The sequence below is a fragment of the Arthrobacter antioxidans genome, from assembly GCF_023100725.1.
Lineage (GTDB): Bacteria > Actinomycetota > Actinomycetes > Actinomycetales > Micrococcaceae > Arthrobacter_D > Arthrobacter_D antioxidans.
Map to the genome: position 1 here is coordinate 2,791,815 of NZ_CP095501.1, position 17,553 is coordinate 2,809,367.

Annotated in this window: 23 protein-coding genes; 9 read left to right on the forward strand and 14 right to left on the reverse strand. The window is 64.7% G+C overall.

Features of this window, described 5'->3' with window-relative positions; genetic code table 11:
* Positions 1-76: 76 nt before the first annotated feature.
* The 5 genes from MWM45_RS12805 to MWM45_RS12825 form a co-directional block, all read right to left on the reverse strand.
* Entirely contained in the window at positions 77-670 is a 594-nt protein-coding gene (locus tag MWM45_RS12805; protein WP_336296667.1) for a recombinase family protein, read from the reverse strand.
* Between the two features lie 383 nt (positions 671-1,053).
* Positions 1,054-1,371, reverse strand: a complete 318-nt coding sequence (locus MWM45_RS12810) for a DMT family transporter (RefSeq protein ID WP_247826778.1) — start codon at positions 1,369-1,371, stop codon at positions 1,054-1,056.
* Complete coding sequence (locus MWM45_RS12815; RefSeq protein WP_247826779.1) at positions 1,371-1,724, reverse strand: DMT family transporter; 354 nt, start codon at positions 1,722-1,724, stop codon at positions 1,371-1,373. Before MWM45_RS12815 ends, MWM45_RS12810 begins: the two co-directional genes overlap by 1 nt.
* Positions 1,725-1,925: 201 nt before the next feature.
* Positions 1,926-2,555 (reverse strand): cysteine hydrolase family protein, encoded by a 630-nt coding sequence (locus MWM45_RS12820; RefSeq protein ID WP_247826780.1) that lies wholly within the window; start codon positions 2,553-2,555, stop codon positions 1,926-1,928.
* A 57-nt stretch (positions 2,556-2,612) separates the two neighbouring features.
* Entirely contained in the window at positions 2,613-3,731 is a 1,119-nt protein-coding gene (locus MWM45_RS12825) for an LLM class flavin-dependent oxidoreductase (protein ID WP_247826781.1), read from the reverse strand.
* 54 nt (positions 3,732-3,785) lie between these two features.
* On the opposite strand from MWM45_RS12825, the gene MWM45_RS12830 reads away from it, so the two are divergent.
* On the forward strand, positions 3,786-4,382 hold the full coding sequence (locus tag MWM45_RS12830) for a CGNR zinc finger domain-containing protein (RefSeq protein WP_247826782.1): 597 nt from the start codon (positions 3,786-3,788) through the stop codon (positions 4,380-4,382).
* Positions 4,383-4,820: 438 nt separating this feature from the next.
* Here MWM45_RS12830 and MWM45_RS12835 read toward each other — a convergent pair whose 3' ends face one another.
* The gene (locus tag MWM45_RS12835) at positions 4,821-5,159 is read right to left on the reverse strand and encodes a hypothetical protein (protein WP_247826783.1); all 339 of its coding nucleotides are present in this window, start codon (positions 5,157-5,159) and stop codon (positions 4,821-4,823) included.
* A gap of 234 nt (positions 5,160-5,393) precedes the next feature.
* Between MWM45_RS12835 and MWM45_RS12840 the strand changes: the two genes are divergently transcribed.
* The 3 genes from MWM45_RS12840 (at position 5,394) to MWM45_RS17665 (ending at position 7,287) form a co-directional block, all read left to right on the forward strand.
* A complete protein-coding gene (locus MWM45_RS12840; protein ID WP_247826784.1) occupies positions 5,394-6,245 on the forward strand; it encodes an SAM-dependent methyltransferase in 852 nt (283 codons plus the stop codon).
* Positions 6,246-6,477: 232 nt separating this feature from the next.
* A complete protein-coding gene (locus MWM45_RS12845; RefSeq protein WP_247826785.1) occupies positions 6,478-6,765 on the forward strand; it encodes a PRC-barrel domain containing protein in 288 nt (95 codons plus the stop codon).
* Between the two features lie 387 nt (positions 6,766-7,152).
* Positions 7,153-7,287, forward strand: a complete 135-nt coding sequence (locus MWM45_RS17665) for a hypothetical protein (protein WP_269076550.1) — start codon at positions 7,153-7,155, stop codon at positions 7,285-7,287.
* Positions 7,288-7,495: 208 nt separating this feature from the next.
* Here the strand turns inward: MWM45_RS17665 and MWM45_RS12850 are convergent, their stop codons facing one another.
* The 3 genes from MWM45_RS12850 to MWM45_RS12860 form a co-directional block, all read right to left on the reverse strand.
* Positions 7,496-8,764 (reverse strand): RNA polymerase sigma factor, encoded by a 1,269-nt coding sequence (locus MWM45_RS12850; RefSeq protein WP_247826786.1) that lies wholly within the window; start codon positions 8,762-8,764, stop codon positions 7,496-7,498.
* The gene (locus tag MWM45_RS12855) at positions 8,761-9,129 is read right to left on the reverse strand and encodes a YciI family protein (protein ID WP_247826787.1); all 369 of its coding nucleotides are present in this window, start codon (positions 9,127-9,129) and stop codon (positions 8,761-8,763) included. Before MWM45_RS12855 ends, MWM45_RS12850 begins: the two co-directional genes overlap by 4 nt.
* A 301-nt stretch (positions 9,130-9,430) precedes the next feature.
* Complete coding sequence (locus MWM45_RS12860) at positions 9,431-10,507, reverse strand: response regulator transcription factor (RefSeq protein WP_247826788.1); 1,077 nt, start codon at positions 10,505-10,507, stop codon at positions 9,431-9,433.
* An 88-nt stretch (positions 10,508-10,595) separates the two neighbouring features.
* Here MWM45_RS12860 and MWM45_RS12865 point away from each other — a divergent pair, with 88 nt between their 5' ends.
* The 3 genes from MWM45_RS12865 to MWM45_RS12875 all read left to right on the forward strand — a co-directional run bounded on the left by MWM45_RS12865 (position 10,596) and on the right by MWM45_RS12875 (position 12,016).
* Positions 10,596-11,051: a cupin domain-containing protein gene (locus MWM45_RS12865; protein ID WP_247826789.1), complete on the forward strand. Its 456-nt coding sequence runs from the start codon at positions 10,596-10,598 to the stop codon at positions 11,049-11,051.
* Positions 11,048-11,449 carry a DUF1304 domain-containing protein gene (locus tag MWM45_RS12870; RefSeq protein ID WP_247826790.1) on the forward strand — a complete coding sequence of 134 codons (402 nt, stop codon included), beginning with the start codon at positions 11,048-11,050 and terminating at the stop codon, positions 11,447-11,449. Before MWM45_RS12865 ends, MWM45_RS12870 begins: the two co-directional genes overlap by 4 nt.
* A 111-nt stretch (positions 11,450-11,560) precedes the next feature.
* Positions 11,561-12,016: a GNAT family N-acetyltransferase gene (locus tag MWM45_RS12875; RefSeq protein WP_247826791.1), complete on the forward strand. Its 456-nt coding sequence runs from the start codon at positions 11,561-11,563 to the stop codon at positions 12,014-12,016.
* Between the two features lie 85 nt (positions 12,017-12,101).
* Here MWM45_RS12875 and MWM45_RS12880 read toward each other — a convergent pair whose 3' ends face one another.
* The 4 genes from MWM45_RS12880 to MWM45_RS12895 form a co-directional block, all read right to left on the reverse strand.
* Positions 12,102-12,434, reverse strand: a complete 333-nt coding sequence (locus MWM45_RS12880; RefSeq protein ID WP_247826792.1) for a hypothetical protein — start codon at positions 12,432-12,434, stop codon at positions 12,102-12,104.
* A 304-nt stretch (positions 12,435-12,738) separates the two neighbouring features.
* Entirely contained in the window at positions 12,739-13,905 is a 1,167-nt protein-coding gene (locus MWM45_RS12885; RefSeq protein WP_247826793.1) for a phosphotransferase, read from the reverse strand.
* Positions 13,906-14,082: 177 nt separating this feature from the next.
* Positions 14,083-14,388 (reverse strand): GNAT family N-acetyltransferase, encoded by a 306-nt coding sequence (locus tag MWM45_RS12890; RefSeq protein WP_247829300.1) that lies wholly within the window; start codon positions 14,386-14,388, stop codon positions 14,083-14,085.
* A complete protein-coding gene (locus MWM45_RS12895; protein WP_269076592.1) occupies positions 14,339-14,851 on the reverse strand; it encodes a recombinase family protein in 513 nt (170 codons plus the stop codon). The genes MWM45_RS12890 and MWM45_RS12895 overlap by 50 nt, the downstream gene beginning before the upstream one ends.
* 165 nt (positions 14,852-15,016) lie before the next feature.
* On the opposite strand from MWM45_RS12895, the gene MWM45_RS12900 reads away from it, so the two are divergent.
* Positions 15,017-15,928 carry an arginase family protein gene (locus MWM45_RS12900; RefSeq protein ID WP_247826795.1) on the forward strand — a complete coding sequence of 304 codons (912 nt, stop codon included), beginning with the start codon at positions 15,017-15,019 and terminating at the stop codon, positions 15,926-15,928.
* Positions 15,929-16,219: 291 nt separating this feature from the next.
* Here MWM45_RS12900 and MWM45_RS12905 read toward each other — a convergent pair whose 3' ends face one another.
* Positions 16,220-16,720 carry a tetratricopeptide repeat protein gene (locus tag MWM45_RS12905; protein ID WP_247826796.1) on the reverse strand — a complete coding sequence of 167 codons (501 nt, stop codon included), beginning with the start codon at positions 16,718-16,720 and terminating at the stop codon, positions 16,220-16,222.
* A 205-nt stretch (positions 16,721-16,925) separates the two neighbouring features.
* Here MWM45_RS12905 and MWM45_RS12910 point away from each other — a divergent pair, with 205 nt between their 5' ends.
* Complete coding sequence (locus tag MWM45_RS12910; RefSeq protein ID WP_247826797.1) at positions 16,926-17,528, forward strand: P-loop nucleotide/nucleoside kinase family protein; 603 nt, start codon at positions 16,926-16,928, stop codon at positions 17,526-17,528.
* Positions 17,529-17,553 lie beyond the last annotated feature (25 nt).

Consider the following 17,553-nt stretch of genomic DNA (forward strand, 5'->3'; position numbering starts at 1 on the left):
CCCTTGAAAGGGGCGGTCTTGGCGCGCGTAATTGGCAGGGCCAGCTGAACATGCAACGCCCCTCTTCTCGGTCAGGTCAAAGTGCCTCGCTCACTCCCATGTTGAGGTAGCGGTACACCGTCGCGCGGCTGGCCCCGATGATTTTCCCGATGTCCGCTGGCGCCAACCCCTGGGCCTTCAGCTCTCGTGCGCGCTTCACTTTCACATGATCGGCGGTGACTTCCCGCCGGCCGGCCCTTCGCCCATGTTCGGCGGCCGCGGCCATGCCCGCCCTGGTCCGCTCGGCCAACTGGTCGCGCTCGAGCTGAGCGAACGCGGACATGACGGTGAGCATCGCCCGGCCCATGGGACCGGTGGTGCTGATGCCCTCGGTGACGCTGCGGAAGTGCACGCCACGGTGTTCGAGGTCATCGATCAGGGCCAGCAGGTTCCGGGTGTTGCGCCCCAACCGGTCCAGCTTCCACACCACCACCTCATCGCCCTTCCGGAGATGATCAAGGAGCTTGTCCAGCTCGGGCCGACTCGCCATCGTCCCGCTCGCTCCGTGGTCGGTGAAGATCCGACCGCAGCCCGCCGCTGTGAGCGCGGCGTGCTGCAGATCAGCGTTCTGTTCCAGCGTGCTGACCCTGCCATAGCCGATACTTCCCATTCCTGTGCTCCCCGCGCTCATCAAAGGTTACTTTCTCTATTCTCGAGAATACCCCGCATGAGACACATTCCTGAGACACAGCGCGACCAGCCACTCCCCCGCCGATCCTGGAGTCCACCGACCCGCCGTCGGACCTTGCCACGTGTCCGGTCAAAGGATCCTTCGCGAGAATGGTCGTTCATGTAAGTGGACAGCGGTTCCTGCCGGCTGATGAATTAGAGCCGGCGTGGTGGCGTGAACGTCTCGCCGAAGGAGATTGATAGCGCCCTGGGCAGGAGCGGAAACGGATCCGGAGCGTGCTGAGTAGGGCAGTCACTGAAGAGAGCTACCGAGGCCTTGACACAGGTTGTGGATTACGGCACCGCAGTTCTCATCACTCGCGAGGGGGTTGGCTGTGGGTGTGGTTAGTGGGGTGTGCCGAGTTCGATGAGAAGAACGCCGCCGATGATGAGGGTGATGCCTAGGCTCATGAGCCAGGTGAGGGGATCCTTGAACAGGAATTTCGAGATGACGGCGGTGAGTGCGACGCCTGCTGCGGCCCAGATGCCGTAGGCGATGCCGATGGGCATTCCTTGGGCGAGGGAGAGTCCGAGCAGGGTGAAGGACACCAGGTATCCGATTGCGACTGATGCGTACCAGCGCTTGTTGTCGATGGCGAGGCGGAGGCTGATGGTGCCGGAGACCTCGAAGAGGATGGCGCCGATGAGGAAGAGGTAGGCCATCAGAGGGCCTCAGCCTTCTTGTGGGCGGCTTGGGCGCCGAGTTCCACGCACAGGACGCCGGCGATGATGACGATAATGCCGATGCCCATGAGGGTAGTGATCGGTTCCCCGAAAATCAGGAGGGAGCCGACGGCGGTGAGGGCGACGCCGGTCGCTCCCCAAATACCGTAGGCGACGCCGAGGGCCATGCCCGCGCGCAGAATCGCGGAGAGCAGGACGAACCCGCTGAGGTAACCGATGACGACGACGACGTAGAGGGCGGGGTGCTCGAGTGCACCTTTGAGAGCGAGTGAGGCGGTCACTTCGACGAGGACGGCGGGGATCAGAAGTAGCCAGGCTCTGGGGTTGGTCATCAATGGATCCCTTGTAGATGAATGGCCTGGGTCCCACCCGAGCGGATAGCCACCGTCGGGACGTATCCGCACGGTCCGCGGCCGGGTCGGCGACGATCCGTCGACGAGCCCGCTACCAGCGAGGCGGGAGTGCGCGGCTGGTAGCGGGCTCGCGAATGGTCCGAATATCCCGGGTGGGACAGGAAGAACCGCTGCGTGTTTCTAGCGTGCACCGCGGCCCTGGGTGGCGGAGGTTACGAGGTCGCTCCTGGTCAGCGTCGCGCTCGTGCGCACTGCTGTGGCCCAGGCCGCGGTGTCGGTGACGGCCGCCCAGTTCGAGTGCAGCAGGGTCATGAGGGTTTCGTGGACCTGGCGTGCGGGTACGGTACCTGCCTCGTTCGCCAGGTCGATTGCCCCGGTCGCGTCGGAGAGGACCTCGACGGCGAAGCCGAGGGGCTCGGCGGCTGCAGCGGAAGCGATCACGCAGTTGTTGGTCATGTAGCCAACGAGGGTGATCGTGTCGATGTTCTGCCCACGCAACCAGGCCTCGAGGTCCGTGTTCGCGAAGACGCTGCCGAACTGCTTGCTGACGCGCTTGGCTGCGGCGTCCTCGTAGGCGGCCACCTCGGGGTGGTTCTGGAAGGTCGACGATCCGGCGCCGAACACGGGGGCCTCTGCCGGGAGTTCGTGCTGGACGAGCACCACGGGCATCTCGGCCTGCTGGGCCGCGTCGATCACTGTCCGGATGTTGGCGACGGAGTCCTCGCGTGCCGGGAACTGAATGGGGAGCAGTCCGTCGAAGTATTCGTTCTGGGCGTCGATGACGATGAGGGCTCTGCGTGGTGCTGACATGGGTTTCTCCTTCAGAGAGGGTTGTGGGTGGAGCGGAGTGAATTCGGAATGGGGGGTCTAGTGCGCCAGGGCCGGGAGCGATGTCTCGAGACGGGGCATCGTGTAGTGATCGGCGATGAGCCTGATCCCCTGCAGATCCAGGGAGGTGGAGTGCCCGCCGATGACGAGCATCACCTCGTCGACGCCGGTGCGCTCCTGAAGGGCTTCGAGGCGGTCGGCGACCGTCTCGGGCGTGCCATGGAAACTGCGGTCGGTATAGGCGTCGATGATGTGGCGCTCCTGCACGGTGGGGCGGTAGGCCGCCACCTCGTCCGCGGGCAGCAGCAAGTATCCCTCGCCCTTGAACATGCGCAGCATCGCCATGGCCGACGTCGCCGCCTGCCGCCTCGCCTCTACCGGGTCGTCGCCGATCGCCACGGGCACACTGACAAGGCTGTGGGGCTCGGCAAGCACGACGGAGGGCCGGAAGCTCTCACGGTAAAGCCGCATGGCAGTGTCGACGTCGGCATCGCCGAACTGCAGCGCGAACGCGTACGGCCGGCCTAGCTGCCCAGCCAATCGAGCCGAGTACGGCGAGGAGCCCAGCACCCACACCTGCGGAGCGGTCGGTGGCGCGGTCACGCGGTTCTCCTTCGCCTGCCAAGGCCCCGGTACCGCGTGGACCTGCTGATAAGGATGCCCGGGCGGGAACTCGTCACTCAGGAACCCGAGCAGTTCCAGAACCTGCTGCGGGAATCCGTCATTGGCGTCCGCTCCCCGACGTAAGGCCGCGGCAGTGGCCCCGTCGGTGCCCGGCGCGCGACCCAGCCCGAGATCGATCCGGCCCGGGGCCAGCGCCTCCAACATCCCGAACTGCTCGGCGATCAGCAAAGGGGAATGGTTGGGCAGCATCACCCCACCGGCCCCAAGACGGATGCGCCTGGTCTCTGCGATCAGGCGGGCGATCATCAGCGGCGGTGAGGACACGGAGGTTGCTCCCATGCCGTGATGCTCGGACATCCAGAACCTGTGGAAGCCGAACTGATCAGCGGTCCGCGCGAGCGAGATGGTGCTCTCCAACCCTTCACCGGCGGTCATCCCGACACCGGTGCCGCCGGCGGACAGCACGGACAAGGCAAATGGCGCCGTCCCGGATGGCCGACTCAGCTCCTCATGGGAAAACAGGATTTTTGACATGATGCGAGCCTAACACCAGTCTCATGGATAAAGAACGCTGATAGCATGAGAGCCATGTTTGAAACACAACTGGCCGCCGCGCCGGGCGCTCAGGATCATCCGAGTCTCGCCCTGGTTAACAGCACGGGTTACCTGGTAGGCGGCAGGGGCTACGACGAACTGAGCACTCCGGAGGCCGCTACGGCGTGGCTGATGGCACGGGATCTCGTGGGACCGGAAGCCGCACTGTACGAGCAGTGCCAAGGCCGGCTCGTGGCGCTGCGCGCGAATCTGCGCGTCCTCTTCGATGCCCACACCACCGGCTCCGCCCCCGCAATGTCCGCGGTGCACGCTCTGAACGCCGCCCTGACCTGCGCCCCCGGCGCTCTGCTGCTGCGGTTCGACACACAGTCCGGCTTCAGCCGTCGCGCCGAACATCCCGTGACCCAGGTCGTGGAACACGTCATGGCCGTAATCGCCGACGACGCCGCCTCGCTGCTCACCGGCGACCAGGCCCCGCAGCTCGCACCCTGCGAAGCGGACCCCTGCCAGCGGTTCTTCGTCCGCACCCACGCCCGACGGCAATGGTGCTCCACCCGCTGCGGCGACCGGGTCCGCGCCGCACGCGCCTACACACGCAAACGCTCACTCCATAACGCGCAAACCGAATGAAACACCCCGGCACGCGGCCGCCACATCCCAGTTCCCCGCTCGTAACCATGTCGGATACGGACGGTTCTGCGGAATCAAGCGATCGACCATAAAGCATTGCGACCTTCGCGCCACTTACCGCTGCAACTCACAGCTGGAGTTCGCCAACCCGGCGGCAGGCCTCGCCGCCGGTCCAGTCAAAGGATCCTTTGATACGACCTGGCGCGGGCGTCCACGCTCCCAACTCGCGTCCGCAGAGGGGGCGTCCACCGGGCATTATCTCGGGCGGGTCATACGGGAACGGCGCGGGCCAGGGCGGCGTAGTGCGAGACAATTGGCGCAGGGTGAGTCATATGTGTCCCGGTGAAGGACCGGCTTACGAACGCTGGTGGCTCGCTGTGATCGCTGAGCGGCGATGTTGGCCTCCGCGAGACGACAGGGTCGAGGTAGATAAGGTTCCTATTTGTATCGCCTTGAACCTTTCGGCCGCCGTCGCCACCAGGGTCGTTGACGCAACTCGGCCTGCGCGTGGGCGAGCAGGAGTTGAGTCTCGCGAAGAAGTTCTAGCGACGTCTCTTGAATTTCTCGCGACGCATCCGTCGCCGCCTCTGCCTTCTCTGCCGCACGGCGGGGCAGGAGAAATTCGATAAGAAGCGTTGCTGCGGTGCCGAGCAAGACGCCTGACAGCACCAGTAGGAATTGCGCCATGGATCGCATCTCGGGAACGGTCCAGCGGACGACGAAGCCGTAAGCGATTGCGGGGAGGCGAGCTATCCGCTGATCCAGGTTGGCAGCCACCCACGGACCCTTGGGACGAAGGGAGAATTGCACGACCGCGACCCTTCCGATGTCGTTTAGGAGGACAGAGATCGTTTGCTGGCCAGGGGGTCTGCGATGCCGTTCTGCGTCGAGTGGAGACCTCGTGAGGGCACAGGCCAGACCCTCCCTCCTGCCGGAGGAGGGCAGGTAACGGGGTGGTGGGAGCAAGCGCTTACTTGACGGCTCCCCGAAATCCGCGCAGGATTTGCGTCCATGGGCGACTCGCACGAGGAAATGCTTCGTCACTACGAGCCGGGCAGACTTCTGCCGCGAATCGTGGCGGGGTTGCAAGCTCTCGGCAAGGACCTGGACTCGGTCACGCACGAAGATCTCGCGCCGGCCGACGAGTTTCACTCCGCGGGACGTTCGGCCACGCGCGCATTGGTGGAGCTTGCAAAGATTCCGCCAGGATCGCGAGTGCTCGACGTGGGCAGCGGGTTGGGCGGCCCGGCGCGTTACCTCGCCGCAACTTTGGGTTGCGACGTGACAGGCATCGATCTCTCGCCTGAATTCTGCGGGGTGGCCGACGCCCTTTCTCGGATGACGCGGTTGTCCGATCGCACCCGCTTTCAGGCGGGTGATGCCCTGGAGCTTCCGTTCGCCGCGTCCAGCTTCGACGTGGTGTGGACGATACAAATGCAGATGAACATCCGGGACAAGCGCCGCCTGTATTCCGGAATCGCCCGGGTACTCAGGCCGGGCGGGCTGTTCGTCTGCCAGGAAATCTGCGCGGGGAACGGCGAGCCGATCGAGCTTCCGGTCCCATGGGCGAGCCGCCCCAACCAGAGCCATCTGGCCGATGCGGAATCCCTCCGCGGGTTGATCCGCGGTGCAGGTCTCCTGGAGCGCACCTGGCGCGACATTACCGCCGACATCGTGGCGGCGCGCAAGGCACAGCAGGCGAAGGCGCAAGCGTCGGGTGCGAGCGGCTCCAGCGCCCCTCCTCCGCTTGGAATGCATCTCGTGCTGGGAGAACAGGCAGCCGTCAAGATGAGTAACTCCGGGCGCAACACCGACGCCGGGCGCACGGTGTTCATCCAGGGCGTATTCGACAAGCCTGGCTAGTGGTCCGATCCGCTGATCCCGCTGGACAACTCTGTCGAAAGCACGGGCGCGGCGAATCTCCATTGATCGTCCGGTCAAAGGGCACATTCGGTCACGACGACCGAAATTCGCCCGCTGAGGGATCGGTGGATTCTGGCGGCCATCGCAACAGGATGTCTCCGATGACTTCGATCGGTGGGACGCCTGGAATTACCGTGATTCGTCGGCTCGCGCAGCTGAGTCCGGCACCATCGTGGGCTATCGCGTTCACGCCTCCGATGGCGACATCGGCAAGGTCGACGAGGCCAGCAACGCGGTCGATGAAAGCAGCATCGTGGTCGACACCGGCCCATGGATCTTCGGCCGGAAGGTAATTCTTCCAGCGGGCACGATTCAGCGTGTCGACGACGCGGACGAGAAGGTCTACGTCGATCTCACGAAGGCCCAGATTAAGGATTCGCCAGAACTCGATGATGCCACCGCTGACGATCCCGCCTATCGAGACCGGCTCGGGACCTATTACGGCGAGTTCTACCGTTAGCCCCGCGGGTGCCCGGCGCCTGCCGGGCACCCGGCGCCGCTGTCCGCTTCGCCACCCATCCACCCATCCACCCATCCACGGGATCAGCACACTCAAACTCAGGGGAGTCCGCACTGGACGTCCTCGCGTCGGCCTGCCATGTAGAAGCCGACTGCGATCGGTGAAGGAACCTTCTACGGGCCGGTTGCCAACGATCTCGTGACCAGTTCCCGGGTAGGGATCCCCAAGCGTCCTCGCGATCCTGCGACAGGCAGCATCTTCCGCATGTACGCTCCGCAGATGAGAGAGCCGGACGGAAGCCGAGCACAGCGGAATTGGCAGGTCACAGGGCGTGAGCTGAGTACCTGGTGACTGATTCTCCTGGTTTTTCCTCCACCCGTTGGATTGATGGTTTTTCAAGCCTTCGGGCTCGGCGCGGCGCTCATCGTTGCCTTGTTGCTTGAATCTTTGATCGTCTGGTACGTCGTGGCCGTGCCGAAAAAGGACCGGCTACGAAACAAGGACGAGGCTGAGGCCCAGTAGCTGCATGCTCTGCTCGCCGCTCGGAGTGGCGTAGGGGATCGGCTTGCGCGACGGTTTGGGAAGGCCTGGGCGCTCGTGCCACGACTCATCTGGCTCACATACGCCTCCTACGCCGCTGTCGGCACCGCCCTCCGGAGCCCGGATGACGTCTTTCCCCGTGCACGCCGGCGGCGATGAGGGCTGACTGTCAGACCTGTGATGGCACGGGTCACCGATGGGTGCGCGCTGCGAGGAGTCGGCGCTCGGCGTCGTTCGCTGTGAGTTCCAGGGCGCGAAGATCCGCCGCAAGGGCCTCGTGGTCACGGCCGAGTCGCCTCAGTAGGTGCGCGCGGACGGCGTGCCAGAGGTGCGCACGCCCCAGGTGTGCCTGGAGGGCGTCGACCTCGCTGAGCGCTGCCGTGGGGGCTCCCACCCGATCCAACGCGACGGCGCGATTGAGCCGCACCACAGGCGATGGGTCGTAGCCGAGGAGCAGGTCGTAGAGAACGAGAACCTGCAGCCAGTCGGTTTCCGCTGCGGTCTCGGCATCCGCGTGGCACGCGGCGATCGCCGCGTGCAGCTGCCAACGGCCGGGGCGACGTAACCCGGCGGCCTGTTCCAGCTCGGCGCGTGCGCGAACGATGAGAGTTTCGTTCCATCTCGACCGGTCCTGATCGGCCAGCAGCACCAGTTCGCCGTCCACCGACCGGGCCGACTCGCGCGCGCGGTGGAACAGCAGCAACGCGAGGAGGCCGTGAGCTTCCGCCTCGCGCGGCAGCGCCGCCGCGATCACGCCTGCCAGCCACAGCGCGTCGTCGGCGAGGTCGCGATTCGAGGTGGCGTCGCCGCCGGCAACGAGATGAGCTTCGTTGTACATCACCGAAACGACCGTGAGAACAATGTCGAGCCGCTCCGCCCGGTCCGGCCCGTCGGGGATGCGCAGCGGGATGCCGGTGGCGCCGATCTTCCGTTTGGCGCGCACGATGCGCTGCGCTGTAGCCGGCTCGGTGCTGAAGGTGGCACGTGCGATCTGAGCAGTGGTGAGGCCGCACACCGCTCTCAGTGTGAGTGCGAGTTGAGCCTCCTGCGACAGTGCGGGGTGGCAGCAGCCGAACAGCAGCGGCAGCCGGTCGTCGATCTCATCGGACGAATCGGTGTCGGCTGGATCCGCAGTCGCATACCCCCACTCGACCTCGGGTGCCATACCCGCCAGCTTCTCGCGGTAGCGGTCCTCTCTGCGGAGCCGGTCGAAGGCGTTGTGACGTGCAGCCTGGGTGAGCCACCCGCCGGGGTTCGGCGGAATCCCGTTGCCCCGCCACGCGCGCAGCGCTTCCTCGACAGCCTCGGCCACTGCCTCTTCGGCGATGTCGAGGCGGCCGAGCGACCCGGCCAAGGAGGCAACGATCCGGCCGGACTCCTCACGCACGACCCGCGCGAGGAGAAGATCGGATGCCGCTGCCCCGCCGCTCGGCCCCGCCGCGGCATCCGATTCGGTCACTGCTCGAGTTGGCTGTAGTCCGTCACCATCGGGCGGATCTCCACGCCGCAGCCGGGGAGTTCCAGCCCCGGCCACGTCTTCACCAGGGCGATCGCTGCGTCCATATCCGGGACGTCGATGACCTGGAAGCCTCCGACAACCTCCTTGGCCTCAGAGAACGGTCCATCGACAACCACCGTTCCGCTCTCCCTGTACTTCACGGTGGTGGCCGTCTCGACCGGCTGCAGCTGCGCCCCGCCGTCCGCGATCTGCGCCGCGTTCTCCCCGAACCACTGGTACATGCGGCCGTAAACCTCCTGCTGCTTATCCGCAGGTACCTGCGCGTCGAGCTCGGGAATGCTGGTGAACATGATCACGTACTTCACGGTGATGTCCTTTCGTCAGTGAAACCGTTACACCCATACAGCGAACGAGCAAGCCCATTCTCGACACCTTGAGTGACATTCTTTTGAGGGCACCGAGATCCGTTCTGGGCGAAGACGACGCGAGTCCGGCGCAGGGGTGTTCGCTAGGGGATCGGCTTGCGGCAAGGCGATGCTCTTGGCCGATCTGCATCTGTACATGACGAGGGAGTGAGGTGACCAGAGGCAATCACGAGTGGTGGGACATGCTTGACGCCGGGGGCACTGACCGAGGACCCCTACCGCAAGGGTGCGGAGGCAAGAGTCAGAGCCGGGCGAATTGCCGGTCGGTAGTGGCGTAGGCGTCCGGATTGTCGGGACGCAAGCGGGCAACGAGCTCACCGCGGCTTCGAACACCTACTTTCGCGAATACGGACTTGAAATGATCTTGTACGGTGTGGACTGATATGAACAGGTGGCCGGCAATCTCCGCTGTGGAATGTCCACCGATCACCTCACGGCAGATCTCCCGTTCCCGGGCACTCAAGTCGTAGGCCAGCAGCAGCAGCCCGACCAGCTGGTCGCCTGTGACCGGCTCTATGGCCACCGCGACCTGATCCTCCTCCCCGCCGATCAGGGTGCTGGCCTGCAGGACCGCCCACCGCCCGTCGGCGTCGCGCAGCCGTGCCCTGAAGTAGCCCGCCTCCGCTGCATGCGAACCCGACGCCATGACCTGCATCATCACCCGGAAGCGCCCCGGCGCAATTGCATCAAGCCGCTCCTGCCACTCCCGCGCGTCCGGGGTCACCCCTACAAGCCGGCCATCCGCTGCGATAATCACCAACGCCGGCCGCCCCGGCCCCGTACCGCCCTGCGCCTCCGAGCGCACTGCGAGCCGGGTAGCCGATCCGATGGCCGGCGCAATTGCCGCCAGGAACTCCACCTCCCGCGCCGTGAAGTCCTCTCCTGACCGGACCAGGCCTGCCGCACCCCAACAGACGCCGTCGGCTCTGAACAGGACCCGGATTTCCTCGTCCATTCCGAGGGGCCGCCAGATCGTGTGGAGTCTGGTGCTGCGCCGCCGATCGTCGGCGGACAGGTCAGAAAGTCTGGCAAGGGTGGCCCCCGCACGAGCGAGCGCGGCGAAGGTATGCGGTTCGTCCAACGAGTACTCAGCTTCGGCCAGTCGCGGCTCATAGTCGGTCGGTATCCGGTTCTGGCCGCTGACCATGGAGCTGATGACCTGGGTCTCCGGATCGATGCTGGCCCAGCACGTCAGCTCGGCGCTGACGGTCCGGCCCACCAGCTCAATTGCTGCGGCGTGGAGTTCGCTGACACTGAGTCCAGCGGCAGCGAGTTGGGTGATTTCCCGGCGGAGGCGGGAAGCGCGTTCGTCCCACACACCAGAAGTATGGCACCGCAGCGCCCTCCCCACATCCCCACAATTCTGGGATCGACCGACCCAGGGAGCCACGCCTACCGTGGGCCGCATGGAAACTACCGTCCAATACACCCCAGCCGGCGACGGCGTGGAACTCGCCTCCCCGGACGCAGTACTGACAGTCAAGGTCAGCGCCGAGAACACCGCCGATCAGTACGAGCTGTTCGAGGTGACAGCGCCGCGCGGTCCCGCGACTCCCCTGCACCGTACCGGCTGGGACAAGACCTACTATGTGCTGCACGGCAGAATGATCGTCCAGGTCGGGGACGAGGGCTATGACCTGGGTCCGGGCTGTTCCATCGCGATCCCTGCCAATGCCCTTCACACGTTCACGGTGCTCACGCCGTCCACCACGTTCCTTGTTGTGAGCCTGACAGGATCGATGGGCCGGTTCCACGCCGACCTCGATGCCACGGTCCCCCGCGGCCGATCCATCCAGGACGCCGCCGCTGAGCTTCAGGCAGTCCTCGCCCGGCACCCCGTGACGGTGGAGGGCATGCCATGACGGCCATCATCTGGACCTTCGCCCTGATCGCGGCGCTGATTCACCTCGCCGTCTTTGTCTGCGAGGCCCTGCTGTTCGAGCGGGAAGCGGTGCACCACGGGATCTTCCTCACGAACACCGCAGATGTTCCGGCCGTCCGGTTGTGGGCCTTCGGCGTCGGCTTCTACAACCTCTTCCTCGCCGCGGGCATCATCGTCGGCGTCGCCCTGTGGGCCATGGGTGATGAACCTGTCGGCCGCGCCCTGGTGATCTATATCTGCTGGTTCATGATGCTCTCCGGCATCGTGCTCTTCATCGCCGACCGGATGGCCATGGGCAGACCGAAGGGTAAGGGGATCAGCGGTGCACTCGGCCAAGGTCTACCTCCGCTGATCGCCCTAATCGCGGCGGTACTGTAGCGAAGGTCATCCGATGGGACCGACCCACTCACTACCTGCGACGAACACGATACTCACGAAATGCCTCGGATCATGAGGGTTCGCCCTGCTCGACTGGCCGATGTCCCTGCGATGGCGCAGGTCATTGTTCAAGCGTGGGGGGAAACCTATCGTGGCCTGATCTCTGATCACATTCTCGATGACCCGGAGTTCACCCCCGCCCGGGAGCGGCAATGGATAACGGTGCTGACGGATCCACGATTCATTGCCCACCGAGTAGCTGTCGCGGAGGTCGATGGAAGCATCATTGGGGTCGCCATGTCGGGGCCAGGTGCCAAAGAGTCCGACCCGCTGCAGCTCTATGTCCTCTACGTGGTGAAGCAATGGCACGGGTCGGGGGCCGGGACGACCCTGCTCGAAGCGGTGCTCGCACCGGGCGAAGCAGCAACCCTATGGGTAGCCGACCCGAATCCCCGAGCACGGGCGTTCTACCGCAACCACGGATTCCGGCCCGACGGGCTCGAAAAGGTTGAGGACGACCTCCCCGTGATTCACATGACCCGTGCCAGCAGCCGCGACCAGGCGTGAAGTGTCGTGCATGATGGGCGTCCGCTAGCTGAGCTGGTATCTCTAGGGGCGGGCATCGCCCCGAGGCCCCCGGGGTTAGTACCTATCAGTCCAGGCAGGCGCGCACGATGCGCTCGACAACCGGCCGCACGGGCGCGGTGGGATCCACGGTGAGCCGATGCAGGACGAGCCCCTCCGAGGCGGCCATCAGCGCCCGCACGGCATCCGCCGGCCGAGCGGCTCCAACTCCCGCGAGAAGGGCTGTTGCCCATTCGACGTAGACCTTGCGCTGCTGGAGCAATGGTTCGAGCAGCTGCGGGTCATTGGCGCCCTCGAGAAACAGCGCGTAGCGCGCTCTGGTACGCCCTGCGAAGAGACCCGTCTCCGCATCGATGAGGCTCGCAAGCGCGTCGATCAGCTGATCCGGGGTCCTGACCACCGGGGCGGCTCCGGCGTCGAAGTCGCCGCGTTACGCGTTGGCATGCCGGCTTTTCCGGGATCGGTCCAGCATGTTCAACTCCTGAGTACCGGGCAGCAGGGGTGGCTAACGCTTGGCCCGCCAGGATTGGGATCCCTCAGTGAGGGTCCGTCATCGCTGCGAAAGTGCGCCTCACGATCGTCCTCCCGCGCTTTTCGGTTGACGGGGATCACTGCGACTGCGCCTAGGGCACCCCGCTCCGATGAGCAGTAGGACGCTAAGTCACGCAAGCACCTGGTGAGGATCTCGCTGCGGTGATACCGACTCACGGGCTCCGGGTGGAGTCGAGTAGATCGAGCACGAAGGATGCAGCTCGCGCGCGTTCCCGCACAACAGCTGCTGACCCGGGGGCGGGCAAACCGAAGAGTACTTCGAGCGGCACTGCGGACAGGCCGAAGAACAACAGCATCAAGAGTGCGTGGGTGCGTCGGAGGGTATCGAGGGGAACATGGCATCCTTCATCGATGAGACCCTGATGATAGGCGGGCAGGCACGCAGCTTCGAGTTGGGCGAGCTCGGAGGCTGGGCGCGCTCCGGTCTGAATCTCACCGATCATGAGCTGGGTGAGATCGAAGGACAGCGGTGCCTCGCACCAGAATCCAAAGTCGATCAGGACCAGTCTCGTCCGGTCTCCGCTCGTCGCGAGCAGATTGCGGGGACAGGCGTCGCCGTGTGCGGCGCCGAGCGGAGCTCCGTCGAGCTCCTCCATAAAGCGCGGCAGCGCTTCGACTGCTTCCAGTAAGCGATTTCTCAGCTCGGGGCCGAACGCCGGCGCCACCAGAGGGTGGGCCCAGAGTTCCTCGGCGCGAAGTATCGGCAGCACCTGATGGTCGAGCCGACCACGAACGTAGCCACGCACCACGTCTGTACTACCGAGAGTCCGGAGCGGACGAACAGTGGGACTCGCGGCCAGCCTGCCGAGCAGGTAGGCGGCGCGCACGAAGGTCTCCACTGACCATCGGGTCGAGTCGTGGCCGATGAATTGCAGCCACAGGCTGGCCGAAAGATCGTCGATGTCGACCACGGAGTAGGCACGAGGCATCGAGAGACCGTCGGGAAGACGGTCGCCGAGATCGGATCTGTAGACACTGGGCTCGTTGCGCCAGGGAAGGCTGGCCGCCGCTATCTCCCGGAACGACTCTGGAACGTGCTCGAACTGGGGCGAGCGGGTCCACGACTGGACCACCTTCACGAAAAAGGAGTACGGAGACACACCTCCGGTGTGTCTCGCCGTGCCATGGACCCGATAGCGCCCCGCGGTGGTGAGGGCATCGAGATCGTACTCGGCTACTTCGGCGTGGCAACTCACCAACTCGACGCCACTGATGCCGAGATCGTCTTCGATCATCGACACAAGAACCTCTTCGCTGACATCCGCCGCCCCGAGGATCGCCCGATCAACGACCGCACCTTGTCCCGGCTCACCATCCATTCGAAGCCCTCCTATGACCACCGACCATCACTGGAGACCGACACCAGTGGAATGGATGGGGTGAGTGGTGTCAAGGGGTGCAGCAGAAGGGCCCTTGCTGGAACGGTGAGGACCCGCCAGCACGCTCAGTAGGCGCACTCTGCATGGGACAACTCCGCAAACGAGCACCCATGACACTCACGGCGCCGCCAACGCACGGGGCGAACCAGACCTCATCTCGGTAATCACCACCGACGGAACACTCGGCCACGTGCCGGTCGTGGCATCGATGACAGCCCATGGAGCCATGCGCCCTTGGTCCTGTAATGCGAGGCGACGCCTAATCTCGTCGTTCATCATTTCTGGCGAAGGGATGTGGGTGTACCAGGTGCGCCACAAGTCCTCGACAGCAACCGCTTCGGCGAGGTCATCGCTGTGGGCAAGCTGCAACGGCTCAAGTACTACGCCGCTGGCTTTCAGTACAGGTGTTATCGCGAATTCCACTCAGCAACCCTATGTCCCTAGGTGAACCAGCTACGGTATCTGGAAAAAGCGGACTGTGCCCGTAGGCGGATCCTGATACGGGCTGTGCGCGTGGCCCATTCCTGGGTGAACATGCCGCGGGTACAGTCGGTCGGACGTTGACGTTGGGGGACTGCCGCGCCACCAGGTGGAGGGATACCACCGTGCCCCGCCCTGGCTTGTAGCCACGCCATCCTCGTTCAGGCCGGCGGCGCTTGCGCCCCAGATGCTTGGTCTCCCCCAGCTTGGCCATGGCAGCCCTGGTCCGCTTGCCAATGAACTGACGTTCGATCTCGGCAAATTTCAGGGCCATGTTGTACAGGCCCGCGCCCATGATCGTTGCCGTGTCCACTCCCAGATCCGGACAGATGATCCGCCAGCCCTGCCGCTGGGAGTCGCCCAACAGGCGGGTACCGTCCTCCATGTTCCGGCTGAGCCGATCCAGTCGGAGCGCAGGTCACGGCGGTCAGGACGACTGTGGATGCATACTTCGTCTCCTCTCGATTCGTCTCCTCTCGATCGGGACCGTCGATTCTGCAACGAATGGGGAGTACGGTTGCTCTCGAAATCCTGTGTCAAAAGTCGCTGGAGCGCTGGGAAGGGAACTCCCATGGATACGCCCGACACCGAGCCGGACCCGATGAACAGTGCACGCACCCTCCGCCTGGTATGGCCGCAGTGGCAAGGTGCCGGCCGGGACGTGGTTGCCCTGTTGCTGCCCGAGGTTCCCATCGAGGAGGCCCGCCGCGCCTACACCGTCGGTAACCGCGTCCTCGAAGCTATCCTGCCCGCGCATGGCGGGCCAACCGAGATCGTCCCGGTCGACGGAGGAAACCCGGATGAGGGGTCCACGGACGGTATCGAGTCGCGGTCCGCGATCATTGCCTCCCTGGCCGCTGCCCTGGAGGCCCTGGGGCGGCACGACGTAGACCGCATCCTCACCCTCGGAGGCGACTGCTCTGTCAGTGTGGCGCCGTTCGCCGCGCTCGCGAATAAGTACGGGAAGGACCTCGCGGTCGTGTGGATCGACTCCCACCCCGACGTCGACACCCCCAACACCGCGTACGACGGGTATCACGCCATGGCCGTGACGACTCTAACCGGTCACGGTGACCAAGGCATCGTCAGCATGCTCCCGGCAACAATCGATCCGGCCCGGGTTGCGCTGGCCGGATTGCATTCGTGGTTTGAGGACGCCTACGCGAATATCGACGCGTGGGGCCTGCACGCGTTCAGCCCGGGAGACCTGCGGACGACGAGCGAACCGCTTCTGCGGTGGCTGGCCGCTACCGGAGCGAGCAAGGTCGCCATCCATTTGGACGTTGACAGCGTGGACAGCAATGAGGCGGTCCTTGGTTTGGGGATGGTCCCCGATGGTTTGAGCCGGGCACAGGTCCAGCGCGTCGTCACGGATGTGGCAGGCGCCGCCGACGTTGTCGGGCTGACGGTGGCTGAGTTCATTCCACGCAACGTCCTGGCCCTTCAGGGTCTGCTTCGCGGCCTGCCGCTGATCACCGCCTGACACAAGGGCACGGTCTCTTCCGTGGCCTTGACCCCTGACTGGCTGTCGTTGCATTCGGCCCGAAGGGACGTGCCGCCGCAGTCCTCGAGACGCGAAGCCCGGAACCCCGTCGTCGCCGCGGTCCAGACTCATGGGAAATCGGCATCATCGTGCGGCTGGATTAACCGGCGGGCGTTTGCAGCGACACCCGCCAGATCGGTTTGCCGATATCGGGCCGGGTGCCGGCCACCTCGCTTCTCCATAAGCCTGTGGAGTTGCCAGCCTAGGGGCTCCCCGGCGGGCAACAGCCCACTACGAGTGCTCGCTTTCGAGGGTGCGGATGTAGGCCGCATTACCGGTGATGGCCGGTTTGTATCGCTCGATGTCGGGAGTGCTGACGAAGTTCACCACCAGGTCGAGCAATGCCGCGACGGATTCATCCGATCGACCCGCCGCATGAAGGGTGATGGCTTCGAAGGCCCCTAGTGCCGGGGATTCAGGAAACGCCGCACGAGCTGCCGTGAAGATCTCGAGCGATCTTTCGTACGCCCCCAAGTTCCTCAGCGTCGACCCGTACTGGACATAACACCGGCACAGCAGTTCACCTTCCAGTCCGGCAGCAAGAGCCCTCTCGTAAAACCCGCGCGCGATGTCTTCCTGTCCCGCAGTGTCGTAGGCGCCGCCGACGTCGTACAGCACTCGCGCGTTCCCGGGGTGAGCAGCGTAGTAGGGCAACAAAGCATCGATGGTCGGCTGCATATTGTCGCGGTCTCGACGCCCGAGGATCAGATCGAGCTCATCATCCAAAGTCATGGCGCCACTTTCGCACATGAGACCAGCACGTGTCCGAATGCCGATCCGGATCGTAGCGGTGGCCCGTCACCCGCTACTTCAAGGAGCTATCCGGCGAATCTCGGTAGGTGTTACAGGAACAGAGCCTGTTGATTCAGATAAGCCCCTTCGCTCACCGACGGGCAGTCAGCAACTCACGACAAACTGTCCGTGGAAGAGTGGCGGCATGACTGCACCACCGACACTGCATCTGATGGTCGGACTTCCGGGCGTGGGAAAGACGACGCTCGCCTCGAGCATCGAAGAACAGTCGGGTGCGCTCCGGCTCACTCCGGATGAGTGGATGCAACCGCTGTTCGGTGACTCAGAAGCTGACGGTAAACGCGATGTTCTCGAGGGACGGTTGATCTGGGTCGCACATCGAGCCCTTTGTGGTGGTCTCTCCGTGATCCTCGACTTCGGATTCTGGTCTCCAGAGGAGCGTCATGCGCTCCGGGACATCGCCGACCGAGTTGGCGCTCAGTTCAAGCTCCATTACGTGGTCCTGTCGGAGGATCAACGCCGTTCCCGTGCCGAGGATCGATGGCGGCGCGGTGATGCTGCAGCCTTCGAGATGACCGAAGAGGACCACGATCGATTCGCGGAGGCGTTCGCCGCACCTACCGAGGAAGAGCTACGCAGTCGCACAATCCCTGTGCCACCCAGCCCGTTTTCCAGCTGGCCCGCATGGGCATCATGGCGGTGGCCCTCGCTGCCTCGCGTAGATCGAATCCAACGAACTGACCATGCTGCCGTTCGCAAATTCCCCTGCGAACAGGCCGGCAACTGATACGCATCACCACTCATCGCAGTGT